Source organism: Streptomyces sp. NPDC050674, assembly GCF_040654575.1.
GTDB lineage: Bacteria > Actinomycetota > Actinomycetes > Streptomycetales > Streptomycetaceae > Streptomyces.
In genome coordinates, this window is record NZ_JBFAIG010000002.1 from 90918 (window position 1) to 110503 (window position 19586).

The following is a 19586-nucleotide window of genomic DNA, read 5'->3' on the forward strand; positions in this document are numbered from 1 at the left end:
TGTCATGCGGCACTCCGGACACCCGGCACTGCCCCCGCCCGCGCCCGCGAAGCCACGATGTCCGCATGACAACGACAGCCGTCGCGTTCGACCGGGTGAGCAAGGCCTACGGCAGCGTCCGGGCCGTGGACGCACTGACCCTGGACCTCGGCCCGGGCCGGACCGTCGCCCTGCTCGGCCCCAACGGCGCCGGGAAGTCCACCACCCTCGACCTTCTCCTCGGCCTCAAGAAGCCCGACAGCGGCACGGTCCGGCTCTTCGGCACCGGCCCCCGGGAGGCCATCGTCGCCGGACGCGTGGGCGCCATGCTCCAGAGCGGCGGCCTCATGGACGAGGTCACGGTCGCCGAACTCGTGCGGCTCGCCTGCGACCTGCACCCGAAGGCGTACCGGCCCTCCGAGGTCCTGTCCCGCGCGGGCATCACGCAGATAGCCGACCGCAAGGTCAACAAGCTCTCCGGCGGCCAGGCCCAGCGCGTCCGCTTCGCCCTGGCCACCGCCGGGGACAGCGACCTCATCGTCCTGGACGAGCCCACCACCGGCATGGACGTCACCACCCGCCAGGCGTTCTGGGCCACCATGCGCGAACAGGCCGACCAGGGCCGGACCGTCCTGTTCGCCACCCACTACCTCGAAGAGGCCGACGCCGTCGCCGACCGGGTCCTGGTGCTGCACCGGGGCCGGCTCCTCGCCGACGGCACCGCCGCCGAGATCAAGGCCAAGGCGGGCGCCCGCCGCGTCTCCTTCGACCTGGAAGGCACCCTCGACGCATCCGCCCTGCGCGCCCTGCCCTTCCTGACCGGCATCGACATCTCGGGCCGGACCGTGCGCATCCAGTCCTCCGACGCCGACGCCACCGTCCACGCCCTTTACGGCCTCGGCGTCTACCCCCGCAACCTCGAAGTCGCCGGGCTCGGCCTGGAGCAGGCCTTCGTCGCCATCACCACCGCCGAGGAGGCGAAGTCGAAGTGAACAGCCTGATCAAGCTGGAACTCCTGCGCGCCCTGCGCAACCGCAAGTTCCTGTTCTTCTCCGTGATCTACCCGTCGGTGCTGTTCCTGATCATCGCGGGCAACGCCGACAGCACCACGAAAGTCCCCGGCAGCGCCCTGACCCTCCCGACCTACATGATGGTCTCGATGGCCTCCTTCGGCGCCCTCACCGCCGTCCTCATGGGCAACAGCGAACGCATCGCCAAGGAACGCGAGGGCGGCTGGGTACGGCAGTTGCGTCTGACGACGTTGCCGGGACGCGGCTACGTCCTCGCCAAGACCGCGAGCGCCGCGGTCGTCAGCCTGCCGTCCATCGTCATCGTCTTCGCCGTCGCCGCGGCCGTGAAGGACGTACGCCTGGACGCCTGGCAGTGGCTCGCCCTCACCGGCGCGATCTGGGCCGGCAGCCTCGTCTTCGCCGCGCTCGGCGTGGCCCTCGGCTATCTGGCCAGCGGGGACGCGGTCCGCCCGATCACCATGATCACTTACTTCGGCCTGTCCATGCTCGGCGGCCTGTGGATGCCCACGACGACGTTCCCGGACTGGCTCCAGGCCATCGCCAAGTGGCTTCCCACACACGCGTACGCTGCCCTCGGACAGGCCATCGAGCAGAGCCGCGCCCCGCACGTCCAGGACCTCGCCGTCCTCGTGGTGTCCTTCGTCCTGTTCGCGGGCGGCGCGGCCTGGCTGTACCGGAAGGACACCCTGAAGGCGTGAACGACGTCGGCGTCGGGATCGGGCAGCGCCCGGTCAACCGCAGGCAGAAGGTGGTCAAGTCCCTGTGGACCGGCATCTGGCTGGTCTACCTGAGCGCACCCGTCACCGACCTGCTGCACGGCGGCCACAGCACGGGCGTGCGGATCCTCGGCTGGCTGGGCCTGGCCGCCTTCGTCACCTGGTACATGCTGCTGGTCTTCCGCACCGGGCGCGGCGAACGCAACGGCCTGGTGCTCGGCTCGCTCGGGGTCCTCGCGGCCCAGTCCGCCCTCCTCGCCCTCACCCTGGGCCGCGAGTGGCTGGTGCTGTTCGTGTACGTGTCGATCGCCTCCGGCGCCGCCCTGCCGCCGCGCATGGCCCGCTGGACGATCCCGGGCACCTGCGCGCTGCTGACCGCGGTGTCCTTCGCCGTGCCGGACGGCCACTCCTACCTGGGCGGACTGCTCATCCCGGCTCTGCTCGGCGGCTTCGCCATGACCGGCGTGCGCGAACTCGTCCGCACGACCATCGCCCTGCGCGAGGCGCGCGCCACCGTCGCCCAGCTCGCCGCCAACGAGGAGCGTCTGCGTCTGGCCAGGGATTTGCACGACCTGCTCGGCCACTCGCTCTCCCTCATCACGCTCAAGAGCGAGCTGGCCGGGCGGATGCTGCCCGGGCAGCCCGAGAAGGCGGCCCAGCAGGTCGCCGACATCGAGCAGGTCAGCCGCCAGGCCCTCGTCGACGTCCGCGAGGCCGTCACCGGCTACCGCCGCGCCCGGCTGGGGGCCGAACTCGCCGGTGCCCGGGTCGCCCTGACCGCCGCCGACGTCGTCGCCGAACTGCCCGCCGAGCCGGGCCTGTCCGGCCTGCCCGAGGAGAGCGAGACCGCCCTGGCGTGGGCGCTGCGCGAGGCGGTCACCAACGTCGTACGGCACAGCGGCGCCCGCCGCTGCACGGTCGAACTGCTGCACCGCCAGACCCTCGACGGCCCGGTGCTGGAGCTCACCGTCGAGGACGACGGCTCGGGCGGCGGGGGCACCGGCCACGGCAACGGCCTCACCGGCCTCACCGAACGCCTCGCCAAGGCCGGCGGCACTCTGGAGGCGGGCCCGCTCAAGCACGGCTTCCGCCTGGTCGCCCGGGTGCCGACGGCCCGGCCGGCGGACATAGGATCCCCGGCATGAGCCGCACGATCAAGGTCCTGCTCGCCGAGGACCAGTCGATGGTCCGCGAGGCCCTGGCCGCCCTGCTCGGCCTGGAGGAGGACATCGAGGTCGTCGCCCAGGTGGCCCGCGGCGACGAGGTCCTTCAGGCGGCCCGCGAGCACGCCGTGGACGTGGCCCTCCTGGACATCGAGATGCCCGGTGCGACGGGCATAGAGGCCGCGGCCCGCCTGCACGCCGAACTCCCCGCGGTGAAGCTGGTCATCCTCACGACCTTCGGCCGCCCCGGCTACCTGCGCAGCGCCATGGAGTCCGGCGCCGACGCCTTCCTGGTGAAGGACGCGCCGGCCGCCCAACTGGCCGAGGCCGTCCGCAAGGTCCTGACCGGCGAACGTGTCATCGACCCCACGCTCGCGGCGGCGGCCCTGGCGGAGGGCGCCAACCCGCTGACGGACCGCGAACGAGAGGTCCTCCGGGCGGCCGCCGACGGCTCCACCAACGCCGAACTGGCAGCGGCCCTGCACCTGTCCCAGGGCACGGTCCGCAACTACCTCTCCACGGCGATCCAGAAGCTGGCGGTACGCAACCGAGCGGAGGCGGTCCGGGTGGCCCGCGAAAAGGGCTGGTTGTGAAACGCGCCTTCTCGGGGGCGCGGGGAACCGCGCGACAAGCCACAACGCACCCGCACGCGCCCGACCACACCAAGCCCCGAGGCGAGACGGCTCAGTTCAACATCGCCCTGGCCGCGAAAGCCTCCCCCCGCACCCGCTTCGCGGCCCCCTCGTCCACCGCGGAGACGACCTCCGCATAGGCCTCCAACTCCACGGCCCCGGCCACGAACTCCCCCCGCTGCACCAGCAACTGCGCCCGCTCGTACCGCAACCGAGCCGGACGCGACGGCAGCAGCAACGACAACTCCACCGCCCACAACGCCACCTCCGACCGCTCGGGACGGGCCGCGGCCCACGCCCGGACGTTGTTCAGGATCCGCAGCACCACCTCCAGCGGATCCGCCGGCCGCAGCATCGCCGCGTCCAGCCGCGCCCCCGTCGCCCCGGCCACCAGCAGCTCCGCGTCGGGCCCGCTCAGCACCCGGCCCCCGTCGAACGGGTCCGCGAGCACCTGCTCCTCGCCGGTGCCGAACCCGACCACGAAATGCCCCGGCAGGGCCACCCCGTGGACCGGGGCGCCCGCCCGCCGCGCCACCTCCATCCACACCACGGACAGCAGGATCGGCAGCCCCCTGCGCCGCCGAAGCACCTCGTGCAGCAGCGAGGACTCCAGACGCCGGTAGTCGGCGGGGGTGCCGTGGAACCCCGCCCGCTCGCCCAGCAGCTCCCGCAGGGCGGCGGCCCAGGCCCGCGGGCCGCCGGGCTTGTACGGCAGCAGCCCGGCCAGCCGGTCCAGTTCGACCTGCGCGGCGTCCAGGCCCGGCTCGTCCAGCTCCCGGTCCGCCACGGCGCCCACCAGCAGGCACAGCGCCGACAGGTCGGGCCGCTCGGAACGGGCCTCTTCGGCGAACCGGCGCCGCAGCTCGGCGGAACGCTCGGGGGAAGGGGGAAACGGGGGACGCATGGCTGGCTCGTGCCCTCTCGCGACGATCGGTTACCGTCCGGTGCCGCCGGCGTCCGGCGCCCGGTAGTGGTGGTAGGCGTGGTGCGCGGCGAAGCCCATCCCGGCGTACAGCGCCCGCGCTCCCGCGTTCTCCGCCTCGACCTGGAGCCACGCGGCCGAGGCGCCCTCGTCGAGCGCGCGGCGGGCCAGCGCGGCCATCACGGCCGTGGCCAGACCCTGCCGCCGCAGCGCCGGATCGACCTCGACGGCGGCGAACCCGGCCCACCGCCCGTCGACGACACACCGCCCGATGGCGGCCGGCCCCGCCGGCCCGGGCACGCTCGCGAACCACACCGACGGCCCGCCGGCGAGTACCCGCAGCGCCACCTCGCTCACGCCCTTGCGCTGATACCGGCCCAGCCACCCCTCGTCGGCCTCCCGGGACAGCACGACGGGCGCCGGGTCACCCCGGTCGGCGACCGGCGCCAGCGGCCCGGTCCACAGCTCGGCGGTCACCTCCCGCCGCCAGCCGCGCTCCTCCAGCTCGGCGCAGAGCAGTTCCTGCGTGCCCTCGGCGCCGGTCGCGGTCTGGACGTAGGCGGGCAGCCCGCGCTCCGCGTACCACCGCCGCACGGCGTCGAGGGCCTCGTCGAGCGGCAGGCCCGGCGTGCCCAGCGGGAGCACCGAATTGGCCCGCCGGGTGAACCCGGACGCGGCCCGCAGCTCCCAGTCACCCAGCCGGTCGCTCTCCACCGGCCGCCACGCCCGCGCGGTGACCCGGGCCAGCTCCCCGTAGGAGGCGGCCGGACCGCGGCGACGCGCCGGTGCGGAGGGTACGACCTTGCCCGCGACCAGCGCCGATTCCGCGATGCGGACGCTCTCGCCACTCTTGCGTGTGATCAGCAGCACACCGTTGTCCCATGATGTGAGAACACCGACCGTGTCGGTGAACTTCTCACCCGGAGCTCCATGTTCGATCAAGCTCCGTACGGAGACCCGTTTGCCCACGTCAGCAGCGGTGATACGGACCTCGAGTCGCCCGGCGGCAGAGATTTCCACAGGTCAGTTCACCCCTCCTGTTCGGATCATGCCCAGGAACGGAGATACTAGGGGCGGGCATCGACGACGCCGCGCTCCCGCGCGCCAGGCGGCGGAGCCTGAGGAGGCCCGCCAGCGCCCTATCGAGGAGGAACGACAGCGTGACCTACGTCATCGCGCAGCCTTGTGTCGACGTCAAGGACAAGGCGTGCATCGAGGAGTGCCCGGTCGACTGCATCTACGAGGGCCAGCGGTCCTTGTACATCCACCCGGACGAATGCGTCGACTGTGGTGCCTGTGAGCCGGTCTGCCCGGTCGAGGCGATCTTCTACGAGGACGACACTCCCGAGGAGTGGAAGGACTACTACAAGGCGAACGTCGAGTTCTTCGACGAGCTCGGTTCGCCCGGCGGCGCCAGCAAGCTGGGCCTGATCGAGCGCGACCACCCCTTCGTCGCCGCGCTGCCGCCGCAGAACCAGTAAGAGCGGTCCGCACCAGCGCCGCCTCGGTCCCGTACGGCCCGATCAGCCCGCTGATCGCCGTACGGGGCCGAGGCGTTTGCCGTGACCGGCTCGTACGTGCCAGAAAGTGAGCCCGAACCCGTGTCCGCAGTCTCCGACCGCCTTCCCACGTTCCCCTGGGACAAGCTGACGCCGTACAAGACCACGGCCGCCGCCCACCCGGACGGCATCGTGGACCTGTCCGTCGGCACCCCGGTCGACCCGGTCCCCGAGCTGATCCAGAAGGCTCTGGTCGCGGCGGCGGACTCGCCGGGCTATCCGACCGTCTGGGGCACGCCCGAGCTGCGCGACGCGATCACCGGCTGGGCCGAGCGCCGCCTCGGCGCCCGGGGCGTCACCCACCGCCATGTGCTGCCGATCGTCGGCTCCAAGGAACTCGTCGCCTGGCTCCCCACCCAGCTGGGCCTCGGCCCCGGCGACCGGGTGGCCTACCCGCGCCTGGCCTACCCGACGTACGAGGTCGGCGCCCGGCTGGCGCGCGCCGCGTACGAGGCCTACGACGACCCCACCGAGCTGGACCCCGAGGGTCTGAAGCTCCTGTGGCTGAACTCCCCGTCGAACCCCACGGGCAAGGTCCTGCCCAAGGAGGAGCTGACCCGGATCGTGGCCTGGGCCCGCTCGCACGGCATCCTGCTCTTCTCCGACGAGTGCTACCTGGAGCTGGGCTGGGAGGCCGACCCGGTCTCGGTGCTGCACCCGGACGTCAACGGCGGCTCGTACGACGGCATCGTCTCCGTGCACTCCCTGTCCAAGCGCTCGAACCTCGCCGGCTACCGCGCCGCGTTCCTGGCCGGCGACCCGGCGGTCCTCGCCCCGCTGCTGGAGATCCGGAAGCACGGCGGCATGATGACCTCGGCTCCGACGCAGGCGGCGGTGATCGCGGCCCTGGGCGACGACGACCACGTGCGCGTCCAGCGTGAGCGCTACGCGACCCGCCGCGAGCTGCTGCGCGAGGCCCTGGTCACCCACGGCTTCCGCATCGAGCACAGCGAGGCCAGCCTCTACCTGTGGGCCACGCGCGGCGAATCCTGCTGGGACACCGTCGACCACCTCGCCAAGCGCGGCATCCTCGTGGCCCCCGGCGACTTCTACGGCCCGGCGGGCGCCGAGTTCGTGCGGGTGGCGCTGACGGCCACGGACGAGAGGGTGGCCGCGGCCGTTCAGCGGCTGTGACCGCGCCACCGAGCACACCGAAGGGGTCCGGGAAGCTTCCCGGACCCCTTCGGCGTCGGTGCGTCGGTGCGTCAGCCGACCGGCAGGCTCTTCACCGGCAGGGAGTCGGCGGACGGCACGCCGCCCTTGGTGAGGGAGTCCGTCGGCAGACCGCCCTTGGCCGAACCGGCCGTCTCGCCGACGAGCTGCCCGGCGGAGCCGGCCGCGTCACCGGCCGCCTTCTGCGCCACGGGGGTGGTCTCCTTGACCGCCTTGCCACCGGTCTTGCCCGCGGCCGGCACCGCCTTCTTGACGGTCTTGCCGCCGGTCTCACCCGCGGACTCGGTGACCTGCTGCGCCGCGCCGTCGACGGTCTTGCCGACGTTCGCCCCGTCCACGGCGGTCAGACCACCGAGGCTCGGGGTGGCGGGCAGCTCGGGGGCCGCGCTGGCCGAGCCGGCCGCACCGACCCCGGCAGCCGCTCCCGCAGCGACGATCAGCGCGGCACGGGCGATCCGGCGGGTCAGGGGGAGGGACATGGTGCTCCTTCGACGGAGAGAACAATGCTTCGTGAATCGTCCGACCGGGTCCGGCAGTTGATCGACCGGCTGTGGATCATCCCCGGCTCGGACGCAGTGACTACCGCTCGAAGCCCGCGAAGGTTGCGGCGCCGCAACGTAAAGAGTTGGTAATGCGTCGCATTATCGGCTGCGGATAAAAACGGGCAAAAAGGCGGTTGCCCGCAACCCCGCCGAATCCTTCCAGCCCTGTGTTCCCAAGGGTTTTTCCGGTTTCCGGGGTGAGGGGGCGAAAACCTGAGCACAGGCGCGCCGCCGACCCGTGCGGGTGACCCCTGCGGGTGAGCCCCCGTACCCCTGCGCGATCTCTAGCCCATCGTGACGATACGGACCGCGTCCGCGTCCCGTTCCGCGCCCGCGGTGCCCTTCGCGGGGAGGTCCCGCCACTGGCTGGCGGTGTTTCCGGCGACCCACTCGCGCCCCGCGTAGACGACCCGGGCGATGTGCAGCTCGGAGGCGTTGGCCACGGCCCAGTGCGCCAGCTGCCAGCCCCGCTGCCGCGGGCTCCGCCCGGCCGTGGAGCCGGGGTCGGCGGTCACCGGCAGGGTCACGGTCCGCCCGCCGGACGCGCCCGTGCCGCTCGGTGACGGCGCCGGCGTGGCCGTCGAGGAGGCGCCGACCTCGGCACCGGCCGGCTCCAGCACATCCCGCCCGAAGTCCCGCACGAGCGCGGCACGCACGCCGTCGGGACCCGAGGCCCGGGTCGCTGCCGGGCGGCCCTCGCAGGTCAGCGTGGCCGCGGACTGGCCGGTGAGGGCCGCGGCGAGCAGCGCGGCGTCCGGCTCGTGTTTGGCGTAGGCCTGCGGGAAGCCGCTGCGCTGGACGCGCTGCGCGGCGACGGTGAGCGGCAGCCGGGTGTAGCCGGGCACCTTGACCAGGTGGTCGTAGAACTCACCGGCCGAGTACGTCGGGTCCATGATCTCCTTCGGCGTTCCCCAGCCCTGCGAGGGCCGCTGCTGGAACAGGCCGAGGGAGTCCCGGTCGCCGTGCCTGATGTTGCGCAGGGCCGACTCCTGGAGGGCCGTCGCCAGGGCGATGGTCACGGCCCGCTCGGGCAGCCCGCGCGCGGTCCCCACGGCGGTGATCGTCGCCGCGTTCACCGCCTGCTCGGGCGTGAACTCGTACGACGCCCCGTCCCCGTTGCCGGAGACGACCTTGCAGCCCGGGCCGCCCGACCCCCCGGTGATGTACTGCACGACGAGGTAACCGGCGACCGCGAGCAGGGCCACGAAGGCGGCTCCGCATCGGAAGAGGCGGCCACGGCGCTTGGGAGAGGACGGCTCTGGCACGCCGTACAAGGTACTGGAGAGTACGGAGTCACAGGAGCCGGGTGGGAACAGTGGGGCCGTGCTCCGGGCGCGTTAGGGTCGACGGTATGGCCGACACCTCGCTTGACCTCACGCTGGACGCCGCGGAGCTCACCGCCCGGCTCGTCGACTTCCGTTCCGAGAGCGGCACCGAGAAGCCCCTCGCCGACGCGATCGAGACCGCGCTGCGCGCCCTGCCCCATCTGACGGTCGACCGGTACGGCAACAACGTCGTGGCCCGCACGAACCTCGGCCGTTCGGAGCGGGTCGTCCTGGCCGGCCACATCGACACCGTCCCGATCGCGGACAACGTCCCGTCGCGGCTCGACGAGGACGGCGTCCTGTGGGGCTGCGGCACCTGTGACATGAAGTCCGGCGTCGCCGTGCAGCTGCGCATCGCGGCCACGGTCCCGGCCCCCAACCGCGACCTCACCTTCGTGTTCTACGACAACGAGGAGGTCGCCGCCGAGCTGAACGGCCTCAAGCACGTCTCCGAGACGCACCCCGAGTGGCTCGAGGGCGACTTCGCGGTCCTGCTGGAACCGTCGGACGGCCAGGTCGAGGGCGGCTGCCAGGGCACGCTGCGGGTGCTGCTGAAGACCACGGGCGAGCGGGCCCACTCGGCGCGCGGCTGGATGGGCTCCAACGCGATCCACGCCGCCGCCCCGATCCTGGCCCGCCTGGCCTCCTACGAACCGCGGTGGCCCGTGATCGACGGCCTGGAGTACCGCGAGGGCCTCAACGCGGTCGGCATCGGCGGGGGAGTGGCCGGCAACGTGATCCCCGACGAGTGCGTCGTCACCGTCAACTTCCGCTACGCGCCCGACCGCACCCCCGAGGAGGCCGTCGCCCACGTCCGGGAGGTCTTCGCGGACTGCGGGGTCGAGGAGTTCGAGGTCGTCGACCACAGCGGCGCGGCGATGCCCGGCCTGTCCCACCCGGCGGCCAAGGCGTTCATCGAGGCGGTGGGCGGCACCCCGATGCCGAAGTACGGCTGGACCGACGTCTCCCGCTTCTCGGCGCTCGGCGTCCCGGCGGTCAACTACGGCCCGGGCAACCCCCACTTGGCGCACAAGCGGGACGAGCGGGTGGAGATCGCCAAGATCCTCGCGGGCGAGGAGCGCCTGCGGAACTGGCTGACCGCCTGAGCCTGCCGGGACGACCTCGTGTTTACGGCGCTCCATCGCGGACATGCTCACGTCCCTCGTTCGTAACCCGCGTAGATCTACGCTGAGGTGGAAAGACAGGCACGACGGAGGGAGCGCACATGGCGACCGGCAACCCCGAGGGGAAGAAGCAGCCGCCGGAGGAAAAGCGCCTGGGCCCGCTCCTCCAGCGGCGGGATCAGGTGCAGGCCAGCACCACCGATCAGCGGCTGCTGGACGAGCGAGCCCCCTCCGACTGGGTCCACACCGACCCCTGGCGCGTGCTGCGCATCCAGTCGGAGTTCATCGAGGGCTTCGGCGCGCTGGCCGAACTGCCCCCCGCGATCAGCGTGTTCGGATCGGCCCGGACGCCTGCCGACTCACCCGAGTACGAGGCGGGGGTCCGGCTGGGGCGGGGCCTGGTGGACGCCGGTTTCGCGGTCATCACGGGCGGCGGACCGGGCGCGATGGAGGCGGCCAACAAGGGCGCCCTGGAGGCGAAGGGCATCTCGGTCGGCCTCGGCATCGAGCTGCCGTTCGAGCAGGGGCTGAACCCGTACGTCGACATCGGCCTGAACTTCCGCTACTTCTTCGTGCGGAAGATGATGTTCGTGAAGTACGCCCAGGGCTTCGTCGTCCTGCCGGGCGGTCTCGGCACCCTCGACGAGCTCTTCGAGGCCCTCACGCTCGTCCAGACGCAGAAGGTGACCCGCTTCCCGATCGTCCTGTTCGGCAGTGACTACTGGGGCGGCCTGGTCGACTGGCTCCGTGACACGGTGATCGCCCAGGGCAAGGCGGCGGAGAAGGACCTGCTGCTGTTCCACGTGACGGACGACGTGGACGAGGCGGTGGCCCTGGTGTCGAAGGAGGCGGGCCGCTGAAGGGCTTTTCGAGCCCAGCTTCCGGTCCGACCGCTTCGGCTGGCGGGAGGGCGCAGGCCGGGGGGCCAGGGGGCGGAGCCCCCTGGTGTCCGGGCTAAGCCAACCCGCGCCGGGCGACAGCAGGACGCCGATGACCCGCGATCGCCGCGACCATCTCCAGCACCTGCCGGGTCTCGGCGACCTCGTGCACCCGGTACACCTGCGCCCCCAGCCACGCGGACACCGCCGTGGTGGCCAGTGTGCCCACCACCCGCTCCTTGACGGGCCGGTCCAGCGTCTCCCCGACGAAGTCCTTGTTGGACAGCGACACCAGCACCGGCCACCCCGTGGCGACCATCTCGTCCAGCCGCCGCGTCGCCTCCAGGCTGTGCCGCGTGTTCTTGCCGAAGTCGTGCCCCGGGTCGATCATGATCGACTCGCGTGGCACACCCAGCGCCAGCGCCCGTTCGGCCAGCCCGACCGTCACGTCCAGGATGTCCGCCATGACGTCGTCGTACGTGATCCGGTGCGGCCGCGTCCGCGGCTCCGCCCCGCCGGCGTGCGTGCACACCAGCCCCACCCGGTAGCGCGCGGCGACCTCCGCCAGACCCGGATCGACACCGCCCCACGCGTCGTTCAGCAGATCCGCCCCGGCCTCGCACACGGCCTCGCCGACCTCGGCCCGCCAGGTGTCCACACTGATGATCACGTCCGGGAAGCGCCGCCGCACCTCCGCGACGAACCCGACCGTCCGCCGGGCCTCCTCCTCGGCGGTGACCTCCTCGCCCGGCCCGGCCTTGACCCCGCCGATGTCGATGATCGCGGCGCCCTCGGCCACGGCCCGCTCCACGCGCGCGAGCGCCGGCTCGTCGCGGAAGGTGGCGCCCTGGTCGTAGAAGGAGTCCGGGGTGCGGTTCACGATCGCCATGATCACCGGCTCGTGCGTCCCGAATTCCCGCTTGCCCAGCCTGAGCATCCCCTGTGACCTTTCGTAGGACGTCCCGTCTTCCGCCGCCTGCGACCCTAACGGTCCCCCTCGCATGGCACGATCGGAGCCTGACAGCATCCGACTCGGAGGACCTCCGACGAGTCCGATCCATCCGACCGTGGGGGCCCCGCGATGGTTATGTTCCTGTTCCTGGTCGTCGCGCTCGCCGTCGTGGTCGGCGCGGTGACGCTCGCCGTGGTGGGCGGCGGCGACAACGGCCCGCTGCCCGAGGCCGCCCCCGAGCGGCTGCGCGACCCGCTGCCCCCGGACCGTCCGGTCGGCCGCGCAGACGTGGAGAACCTGCGGTTCCCGCTCGCCGCCCGCGGCTACCGCATGGCCGACGTGGACGACGCCCTGAGCCGCCTGGGCGCCGAGCTCGCCGAGCGGGACGCCCGCATCGCCGACCTGGAGTCCGCCCTGGCCGGTGCCCGCACGGCCTCCGCCCACGGGCCGGCGCACCCGCCCGCGGAGAACCGCGTGCCCATGGACAAGCCCGCCCCCCGGCCGGAGGAGCGGCCGTGAGCGACGGCGCCGCCCTGGCCGGTCCGGACGGCGCGCCGCGCTGCCCCTGGGCCCTGTCCGCCCCCGAGTACGTGGCCTACCACGACGAGGAGTGGGGCCGCCCGGTCCACGGCGACGACGCGCTCTTCGAACGGCTCAGCCTGGAGGCCTTCCAGTCCGGCCTGTCCTGGATCACCATCCTGCGCCGCCGCCCCGGGTTCCGCGCCGCCTTCGCCGACTTCAAGATCGCCTCGGTGGCCGCTTTCACCGACGAGGACCGCGAGCGTCTGCTGGCCGACGCCGGCATCATCCGCAACCGCGCAAAGATCGACGCGACCCTCGCCAACGCGCGTGCGCTGACCGAGTGGGCCCCGGGCGAACTGGACGAGCTGATCTGGTCCCACGCCCCCGACCCGGCCGCCCGCCCGGCCCCGAAGACGCTCTTCGACGTCCCGCCCGTCACCCCCGAGTCGACGGCCCTGGCCAAGGCGCTGAAGAAGCGAGGCCTGCGGTTCGTCGGCCCGACGACGGCGTACGCGCTGATGCAGGCGTGCGGCCTGGTGGACGACCACCTGGAATCGTGCGTGGCCAGAAGCGCCCGGTAAGGGCGCGGGGAACCACGCGATCAGCCACAGGGGACCCGCAGCCCCACGGCGCGACGCCCCGGCCTCACCGGCCCAGGTACTTCGGCTTCTCCTTGTTGACGAAGGCCTGCACCGCGATCGCGTGATCCTCGGAGGACCCGGCCCGCGCCTGCAGTTCGTCCTCCTTCTCCAGCGTCTCCTCCAGCGAGTGCGTCAGCCCGTACGCCACCGACTCCTTCAGCGCCGCCAGCGCCACCGTCGGCCCCTCGGCCAGCGCCCGCGCCACCTTCTCGGCCTCCGCCCGCAGCTCGCCCGCGGGCACCAGCCGGTTGGCGATGCCCAGCTCGTACGCCTCCTGCGCGCTGATGCTGCGCGGGAAGAGCAGCAGGTCAGTGGCGCGCCCGGGTCCGACGACCCTCGGCAGGGTCCAGGAGACCCCCGAGTCCGCCGCCAGCGCGACCCCGGCGAAGGAGGTGTTGAAGGCCGCCGTGTCCGCGACGATCCGGTAGTCGGCGGCGAGCGCGAAACCGAAGCCCGCCCCGGCCGCGACCCCGTTCACGGCGGCGACCACCGGCTTGGCCGCCCCGGCCAGCGCCCGCACGATCGGGTTGTAGTGCTCCCGCACCGTGCCCATGGTCTGCCCCGATCCGGCCTCCCGGTCGGCGGCCAGCAGCCCGATGTGCTCCTTGAGGTCCTGCCCGACGCAGAACGCCCGCTCGCCGGCCGCGGTCAGCAGCACCGCCCGTACGGCGCCGTCGTCCGCCGCGGACCGGACCGCCTCCCGCAGAGCGACTTTGGTCCGCACGTTCAGCGCGTTCATCGCCTCCGGGCGGTTCAGCGTGATCGTCGCCAGTCCGTCGCTCACCTCGTAGAGCACGGTGTCGGTCATGGCGTATCCCCTCCGAGTCGCGGATGGGGACGTACCGGCCGGTACGCCCCGCGTCTGCAGGACAGCATGACGGAGATCGCCGACGGCGCACCGGACCGGACGTGTGACCTGCGTCAAAGAATTCTCGCCCGGATCGGTTCGGCGGATGTGTGCGCGGTGGCGGAGTATCGCAGTCTCATCGCCGAATTGAGTGGTTTTGCTCGCGTGCGTTGCCCAAGCGATGCCGACTGATGTTGGTCATCGGGTCCTGCGATGCGGGATAATGGCCTGGAAGCAATGTGTTCGATGCCGGTGACGCGTGTCCTGCCACATGGACCGCGCACGTGTGCCCTTCTTCAGGGCCGTCGGCTTTGACGATGAGCTGGGTTTCAGGAAGGGGAACGAGCATGGCGGCCATGAAGCCGCGAACGGGTGATGGCCCGCTCGAGGTGACCAAGGAGGGGCGGGGCATCGTCATGCGCGTTCCGCTCGAAGGCGGCGGTCGACTCGTCGTCGAGCTGACCCCTGACGAGGCCGACGCGCTCGGCGACGCCCTCAAGAAGGTCGTCGGCTGACGCGCAAGCGACCATACCCTTTCAGTCGCCCCGGCATCATCCGTGATGCCGGGGCGGCTGTTTTCTCACCGGTGAGACTCGCCTGCCCAGCTCCGCGCCGCGCTAACGTGCGACCCGGCTACCGCTTCACCGCGCACAGCAGCCCGTCGCCCACCGGCAGCAGCGACGGCACCAGCTCCTGGCTCTCGCGCACCGCGCGCAGCAGCTCGCGCAGCCGCAGCACCTCCGTGGGCTGCGGACCGGAGTCCACCGTCCGGCCGTTCGCGAAGGCGCCCTCGAAGACGACCAGCCCGCCGGTGCGCAGCAGACGCAACGATTCAGCGAGGTAGTCCATCACCTCGAGGCGATCGCCGTCGCAGAAGACCAGGTCGTAACCGGCGTCCGCGAGGCGGGGCAGCACGTCCAAGGCGCGGCCCGGGATGAACCGGGCCCGGTTGCTGGCGAAGCCGCAGGCGCGGAAGGCCTGGCGGGCGAACTGCTGGTGTTCCGGCTCCGGGTCCACGGTCGTCAGGACGCCGTCGGGCCGCATACCGTGCAGCAGGTGGATCCCGGAGACACCGCACCCGGTCCCGATCTCCGCGACGGCCTTCGCGTCGACGGACGCGGCCAGCAACCGCAGCGCGGCGCCCGTGCCGGGCGTCACCGAGCGCAGCCCTGCCTCACGGGCCCGGTCCCGGGCCCAGTGCAGCGCTTCGTCCTCGGCGACATAGGCGTCGGCGAACGCCCAGCTCGTCTGCCGGTTGCCGGTAATGACCCTCTCCTGTCCCCGTGAATGCCTGGGCGTGACTGTATCCGTTGGGCACGGGAACCCGCAGATGGGACCGGTCGTTTGAAGAGAAGGGCAAGTGACGCGGGTCAGGACGGGGGGTGGGCGGTGGATCAGGACACCGAGCAAGTGCCGACGCAGCAGTACGAGGCGTATCAGCCCAGATCAATTTCTCGTAAAACCGCTTATCCGGTCCTAACGGGCGAGGTGGCTATGGTAGGGGCTCCACTGGACACCACCAGAGCTGACAGGGGAGGTGCGGCTGCGCCTGTGGTCCGCGCAGGAGTGCTCCGGCGCTTCCTCGGATCGGCGGGCAGGCCGACATCTGTGAACGACACCGCTGCTGACCACAGTCACGCCGCTGACCACGCCCAGACCGCGACCTTCACCACCGACGCGGACGGGCAGGCGTGGACTCCGCCCACGTGGGAGGAGATCGTCAGCACGCACAGCGGCCGGGTCTACCGGCTCGCCTACCGTCTGACCGGCAACCAGCACGACGCGGAGGACCTCACGCAGGAGGTCTTCGTCCGCGTCTTCCGCTCCCTGTCGACGTACACGCCGGGCACCTTCGAGGGCTGGCTGCACCGCATCACCACGAACCTCTTCCTGGACATGGTCCGCCGCAAGCAGCGCATCCGCTTCGACGCGCTCGGCGAGGACGCGGCCGAGCGGCTGCCCAGCAAGGAGCCCACCCCGCAGCAGATCTTCAACGACGCGCACTTCGACGCCGACGTCCAGCAGGCCTTGGACACCCTCGCCCCGGAGTTCCGCGCCGCGGTCGTCCTGTGCGACATCGAAGGACTGTCGTACGAGGAGATCGCCGCGACCCTCGGCGTCAAGCTCGGCACGGTCCGCTCGCGCATCCACCGCGGCCGCTCCCAGCTGCGCAAGGCCCTCGCGCACCGCTCGCCGGAGGCACGTGCCGAGCGCCGCTCCTTCGTGCCCCGTGTTCCCGCACTGGGAGGAGGGGGCGCGAGCGCGTGAGCGGATCACGGCCTGAAGCTTCCGAGGATCACCTCGCAGAGCAGCATCTGGGAGACCGACTCTCCGCCCTGGTGGACGGAGAGCTCGGTCATGACGCGCGTGAGCGCGTCCTGGCGCACGTGGCCACCTGCCCGAAGTGCAAGGCGGAGGTGGACGCCCAGCGCCGGCTGAAGAACGTCTTCGCGGAGGCGGCCCCGCCGCCCCCCTCCGAGAGCTTCCTGGCCCGCTTGCAGGGACTACCCGCGGGCTGCGGCCCGGACGGTGATGTCACACCGCCGGGCGGGGGAGGGCTGCCCGGGGGACTGTCCGGGCGGTTCGGATCCTCCGGGGCCTTCGGAGTGAAGCGCGGCGAGCGGTTCGACTTCGGGTACGCCCCGTCCCGGCCGCACCTGCCCGCGCTGACCTCCCCCTCGGGCGGCCGCGGCCTGCCCGCCGACCGCGGCGCACTGCCGTCCGGCCACCGGGGCCTGCCCGGCGGGAAGGGCTTCGGCATCCACGACGTCGGCCGGCCCGACAGCGACCGGTCCTCCTCGCGGCTGCGGTTCGCCTTCGTGGCCGCCGGTGCCGTCTCCCTCGCCGCGATCGCCCTGGGCGGGGTCAACACCGTCACCCCGGTCGACGCGGAGGCCCGCGGCGGCCAGGGCACGGGGAGCAACGTGACACCGATGCGCACGCAGGGCACCGGCGCCGCCACGCCGCCCGAGTCCCAGCGCCGCCGGACGGCGCCGCTGCTCGGGCAGGCGCACGGCCAGAGCGCGCTCGGCCACACCCCGGTCGCCCCGACCGAGGTGTCCGCGCCGCTGCTGCCCGGGGTGCCGACCGCCGCCCGGCAGCACGCGCTGCACGCGCTGACCGCCCCGGTGATGGCCGGTGCCGCCGTCATGTCCCCCCTGATACGTCCGCTCGAAGCGGCCACGCCGGCCGCCCTGACCTCGCTGTCCTCGGTCCCCGAGATCACGGCGCCGCTGTGGACCGTGCCCCTCGCGGACCCGACCTCGTCCCCCTCTTCCCCCGCCTCCTCGCGTACGGCTCACTGACCGGCTCTGCGCAGCGCCCCGCGAACCTGATTGAATCCGGGGGTTGTCGCCCGCGGCCGAGGTGTGGCCGGGCGCCGATTCGACGAAACGCGGCCACCGCGACGAGCCGTGCCGCGGCTGTGGGGAGAGCATGAACGAGGGGAAGCCCACGAAAGCGAAGTGGTGGAGCCGTCCACGGCCGCAGGACCTCACGGGAGAGCCGGAGGGCACGGACGGGGTGGCCGCGGACGACGGGGCCGTGAACGGGCCGCACGAGTCGGCCCGGGTCCCGGCCCCGGCGGACGAGCCGGGCATCGACGGGGACTTCGAGCTGGCCCGGCCCCTGGCCCGACCTGACGAGGCCGGGGGCGACTACGAGTTGCGGCGTCCCGAGGCAGCTGCCGAGGCCTCCGCCCCGGTCCCCGCCGCCCGAACCGACCAGGACGCCCCCGTCGGCCCTGCCGAGGACGCACGAGCCGGGCAGGACGTCCCCGACGCCCCTGCCGTACCGGCCGAGGGTGCCCGGGCCGGGCAGGACGTTCCCGTCGCGCACGCCGTGCCCGTCGAGGGCGCTCCCCGGCCACTGCACGATCCCGACCCGTACAGCACCCCGCCGTACGGCGAACCCGGTCCCTGGGCACCCGCGCCGCCCGTCCAGCACCCGGCGGCGACCCCGGCGCAGGGCGTACCGGCACCGGCCCCGCCGACCGTGCCGGGCACCCCCGCCGTCCCACCACCGCACGGAACGCCGGCACAGGGCATGCCGGGGCACGCCACACCCCCGCACGGCACACCGCCTGCGCCGGACTCCGGCAGCCCCACCCTGCCCGCCCCCGCCCCCGCAGGCCCGGCTCACACCGACGCCGCCGCGCCCGCACCGGCCCCGGCCGGTGACCCCTGGCAGCGTTACGACCCCTGGGCGGCCCCCGGGCTCGCCGCAGGGCACGGCCCCTTCCAGCAGAACGGCGCCGCCGTGCTCAGCACGGAGCAGCGGCGCAAGCGGGGCAGGAAGTCCCTGGTGCTCGGGGCCGTGCTGCTCGCGCTCGTGTCCGGGGGCATCGGCGGCGGCGTGGGGACGTATCTGGAGCGGAACGGCGGCGTCGGGACCATCACGCTGCCGCAGGCCGGGAAAGAGCCCTCCACGCGGGCCGCGGACAGTGTGGCCGGGATCGCCGGCCGGGCCCTGCCCAGCGTGGTCACCCTCCATGTCAGCGGCGCCGGCGAGCAGGGGACGGGCACCGGCTTCGTGCTCGACGCCCGCGGGCACATCCTCACCAACAACCACGTCGTGCAGCCCGCCGGATCAGGCGGCGAGATCACCGTCACCTTCAACGGCGGGGAGAGCGCCCAGGCCGAGGTCGTCGGCCGGGACAGCGGCTACGACCTCGCCGTCGTGAAGGTGAAGGGCGTCAGCGGACTCACCCCGCTGCCCCTCGGCAACTCGGACAACGTGCAGGTCGGCGACCCGGTCGTGGCCATCGGCGCCCCCTTCGACCTGGCCGGCACCGTCACCTCCGGCATCATCAGCGCCAAGCAGCGGCCCATCACGGCCGGTGGCGAGAAGGGCGACGGCAGCGACGTGTCGTACGTGGACGCGCTGCAGACCGACGCACCCATCAACCCCGGCAACTCCGGCGGGCCCCTGCTCGACGCCCGGGCCCGGGTCATCGGCATCAACTCGGCCATCCGCTCGGCGGGCAGCGGCTCCACCGAGGACAGCGGCCGGTCCGGCTCGATAGGCCTCGGCTTCGCCATACCGATCAACCAGGGCAAGCGCGTCGCCGAGGAGCTGATCAACACCGGGAAGGCGACCCATCCGGTCATCGGCATCACCCTCGACATGGACTACTCGGGCGACGGCGCCCGCGTCGCCTCCGAGGGCAGCGAGGGGGGATCGCCGGTCACCCCGGGCGGCCCGGGCGCCAAGGCCGGGATCAAGGCGGGCGACGTCATCACGGAGGTCGGCGGTCAGCGGGTGCATTCCGGTGAGGAACTGATCGTCAAGACCCGGGCGCACCGCCCCGGCGACCGTCTGGAGCTGACGGTGGAGCGCGGCGGCAAGGAACGGAAGGTCTCACTCGTCCTCGGATCGTCCGGTGGCTGAGGTGAGCCCCGGGGCCCGCGAAGTCGTCTCAACAGGCCGCATGAGGGACCGACAAGGCAAACAAACGGGAAAGCGCTCCCACCTCCCGCACACGGAGGCCCCGGGACGGTACCGGTCGGACAGGATCGCCGGGTACCGTGGATCCGGCCCGGACCACGGCAAGACCCGCACCGACCACGAGGGCCGAGGGCC

22 protein-coding genes are annotated in these 19586 nt (G+C 72.8%); 15 read left to right on the forward strand and 7 right to left on the reverse strand.

Annotated elements, in window-relative coordinates; all coding sequences use genetic code 11:
- The first annotated feature begins 65 nt into the window (after positions 1-65).
- Genes AB0I06_RS03710 through AB0I06_RS03725 form a run of 4 tightly spaced genes read left to right on the forward strand, consistent with a single transcriptional unit; the run spans position 66 to position 3482 of the window.
- Positions 66-971 (forward strand): ABC transporter ATP-binding protein, encoded by a 906-nt coding sequence (locus tag AB0I06_RS03710; protein WP_363117106.1) that lies wholly within the window; start codon positions 66-68, stop codon positions 969-971.
- Complete coding sequence (locus AB0I06_RS03715; RefSeq protein WP_363117107.1) at positions 968-1708, forward strand: ABC transporter permease; 741 nt, start codon at positions 968-970, stop codon at positions 1706-1708. Before AB0I06_RS03710 ends, AB0I06_RS03715 begins: the two co-directional genes overlap by 4 nt.
- Positions 1705-2871, forward strand: coding sequence for a histidine kinase (locus tag AB0I06_RS03720; RefSeq protein ID WP_363117108.1), 1167 nt, complete (start codon positions 1705-1707; stop codon positions 2869-2871). The genes AB0I06_RS03715 and AB0I06_RS03720 overlap by 4 nt, the downstream gene beginning before the upstream one ends.
- Positions 2868-3482 carry a response regulator transcription factor gene (locus AB0I06_RS03725; protein WP_363117109.1) on the forward strand — a complete coding sequence of 205 codons (615 nt, stop codon included), beginning with the start codon at positions 2868-2870 and terminating at the stop codon, positions 3480-3482. The genes AB0I06_RS03720 and AB0I06_RS03725 overlap by 4 nt, the downstream gene beginning before the upstream one ends.
- Positions 3483-3573: 91 nt before the next feature.
- Here AB0I06_RS03725 and AB0I06_RS03730 read toward each other — a convergent pair whose 3' ends face one another.
- Both AB0I06_RS03730 and AB0I06_RS03735 read right to left on the reverse strand, forming a co-directional pair.
- A complete protein-coding gene (locus AB0I06_RS03730; RefSeq protein ID WP_363117110.1) occupies positions 3574-4425 on the reverse strand; it encodes a transglutaminase-like domain-containing protein in 852 nt (283 codons plus the stop codon).
- A 30-nt stretch (positions 4426-4455) separates the two neighbouring features.
- A complete protein-coding gene (locus AB0I06_RS03735; protein ID WP_363117111.1) occupies positions 4456-5463 on the reverse strand; it encodes a GNAT family N-acetyltransferase in 1008 nt (335 codons plus the stop codon).
- A 140-nt stretch (positions 5464-5603) separates the two neighbouring features.
- On the opposite strand from AB0I06_RS03735, the gene fdxA reads away from it, so the two are divergent.
- Positions 5604-5924 carry a ferredoxin gene (gene fdxA / locus AB0I06_RS03740; protein WP_003973842.1) on the forward strand — a complete coding sequence of 107 codons (321 nt, stop codon included), beginning with the start codon at positions 5604-5606 and terminating at the stop codon, positions 5922-5924.
- Between the two features lie 120 nt (positions 5925-6044).
- Positions 6045-7136, forward strand: a complete 1092-nt coding sequence (locus AB0I06_RS03745; protein WP_363117112.1) for a bifunctional succinyldiaminopimelate transaminase/glutamate-prephenate aminotransferase — start codon at positions 6045-6047, stop codon at positions 7134-7136.
- Between the two features lie 71 nt (positions 7137-7207).
- Here the strand turns inward: AB0I06_RS03745 and AB0I06_RS03750 are convergent, their stop codons facing one another.
- On the reverse strand, positions 7208-7654 hold the full coding sequence (locus AB0I06_RS03750) for an ATP-binding protein (protein WP_363117113.1): 447 nt from the start codon (positions 7652-7654) through the stop codon (positions 7208-7210).
- Positions 7655-8001: 347 nt separating this feature from the next.
- Positions 8002-8982: a heavy metal transporter gene (locus AB0I06_RS03755; protein ID WP_363117114.1), complete on the reverse strand. Its 981-nt coding sequence runs from the start codon at positions 8980-8982 to the stop codon at positions 8002-8004.
- Between the two features lie 86 nt (positions 8983-9068).
- Between AB0I06_RS03755 and dapE the strand changes: the two genes are divergently transcribed.
- Positions 9069-10148 (forward strand): succinyl-diaminopimelate desuccinylase, encoded by a 1080-nt coding sequence (dapE, locus tag AB0I06_RS03760; RefSeq protein ID WP_363117115.1) that lies wholly within the window; start codon positions 9069-9071, stop codon positions 10146-10148.
- Between the two features lie 119 nt (positions 10149-10267).
- Positions 10268-11026, forward strand: a complete 759-nt coding sequence (locus AB0I06_RS03765; protein WP_363117116.1) for a TIGR00730 family Rossman fold protein — start codon at positions 10268-10270, stop codon at positions 11024-11026.
- Positions 11027-11120: 94 nt separating this feature from the next.
- Here the strand turns inward: AB0I06_RS03765 and folP are convergent, their stop codons facing one another.
- Positions 11121-11981 (reverse strand): dihydropteroate synthase, encoded by an 861-nt coding sequence (gene folP / locus AB0I06_RS03770; RefSeq protein WP_363117117.1) that lies wholly within the window; start codon positions 11979-11981, stop codon positions 11121-11123.
- Between the two features lie 144 nt (positions 11982-12125).
- Here folP and AB0I06_RS03775 point away from each other — a divergent pair, with 144 nt between their 5' ends.
- A complete protein-coding gene (locus tag AB0I06_RS03775) occupies positions 12126-12515 on the forward strand; it encodes a DivIVA domain-containing protein (protein ID WP_363117118.1) in 390 nt (129 codons plus the stop codon).
- Positions 12512-13099, forward strand: a complete 588-nt coding sequence (locus AB0I06_RS03780) for a DNA-3-methyladenine glycosylase I (RefSeq protein ID WP_363117119.1) — start codon at positions 12512-12514, stop codon at positions 13097-13099. The genes AB0I06_RS03775 and AB0I06_RS03780 overlap by 4 nt, the downstream gene beginning before the upstream one ends.
- A 64-nt stretch (positions 13100-13163) precedes the next feature.
- Here AB0I06_RS03780 and AB0I06_RS03785 read toward each other — a convergent pair whose 3' ends face one another.
- On the reverse strand, positions 13164-13967 hold the full coding sequence (locus tag AB0I06_RS03785) for an enoyl-CoA hydratase-related protein (RefSeq protein ID WP_363117120.1): 804 nt from the start codon (positions 13965-13967) through the stop codon (positions 13164-13166).
- A 66-nt stretch (positions 13968-14033) separates the two neighbouring features.
- On the opposite strand from AB0I06_RS03785, the gene AB0I06_RS03790 reads away from it, so the two are divergent.
- Both AB0I06_RS03790 and AB0I06_RS03795 read left to right on the forward strand, forming a co-directional pair.
- Entirely contained in the window at positions 14034-14198 is a 165-nt protein-coding gene (locus AB0I06_RS03790) for a hypothetical protein (protein ID WP_363117121.1), read from the forward strand.
- Positions 14199-14353: 155 nt separating this feature from the next.
- The gene (locus AB0I06_RS03795; protein WP_003966491.1) at positions 14354-14521 is read left to right on the forward strand and encodes a DUF3117 domain-containing protein; all 168 of its coding nucleotides are present in this window, start codon (positions 14354-14356) and stop codon (positions 14519-14521) included.
- A 118-nt stretch (positions 14522-14639) separates the two neighbouring features.
- Here AB0I06_RS03795 and AB0I06_RS03800 read toward each other — a convergent pair whose 3' ends face one another.
- Complete coding sequence (locus AB0I06_RS03800; RefSeq protein WP_269465895.1) at positions 14640-15338, reverse strand: O-methyltransferase; 699 nt, start codon at positions 15336-15338, stop codon at positions 14640-14642.
- 234 nt (positions 15339-15572) lie between these two features.
- On the opposite strand from AB0I06_RS03800, the gene sigE reads away from it, so the two are divergent.
- The 3 genes from sigE (at position 15573) to AB0I06_RS03815 (ending at position 19394) form a co-directional block, all read left to right on the forward strand.
- On the forward strand, positions 15573-16274 hold the full coding sequence (gene sigE / locus AB0I06_RS03805; protein ID WP_363117675.1) for an RNA polymerase sigma factor SigE: 702 nt from the start codon (positions 15573-15575) through the stop codon (positions 16272-16274).
- Complete coding sequence (locus AB0I06_RS03810; protein WP_363117122.1) at positions 16271-17311, forward strand: zf-HC2 domain-containing protein; 1041 nt, start codon at positions 16271-16273, stop codon at positions 17309-17311. Before sigE ends, AB0I06_RS03810 begins: the two co-directional genes overlap by 4 nt.
- Positions 17312-17441: 130 nt before the next feature.
- Positions 17442-19394, forward strand: a complete 1953-nt coding sequence (locus AB0I06_RS03815) for a trypsin-like peptidase domain-containing protein (RefSeq protein ID WP_363117123.1) — start codon at positions 17442-17444, stop codon at positions 19392-19394.
- Positions 19395-19586 lie beyond the last annotated feature (192 nt).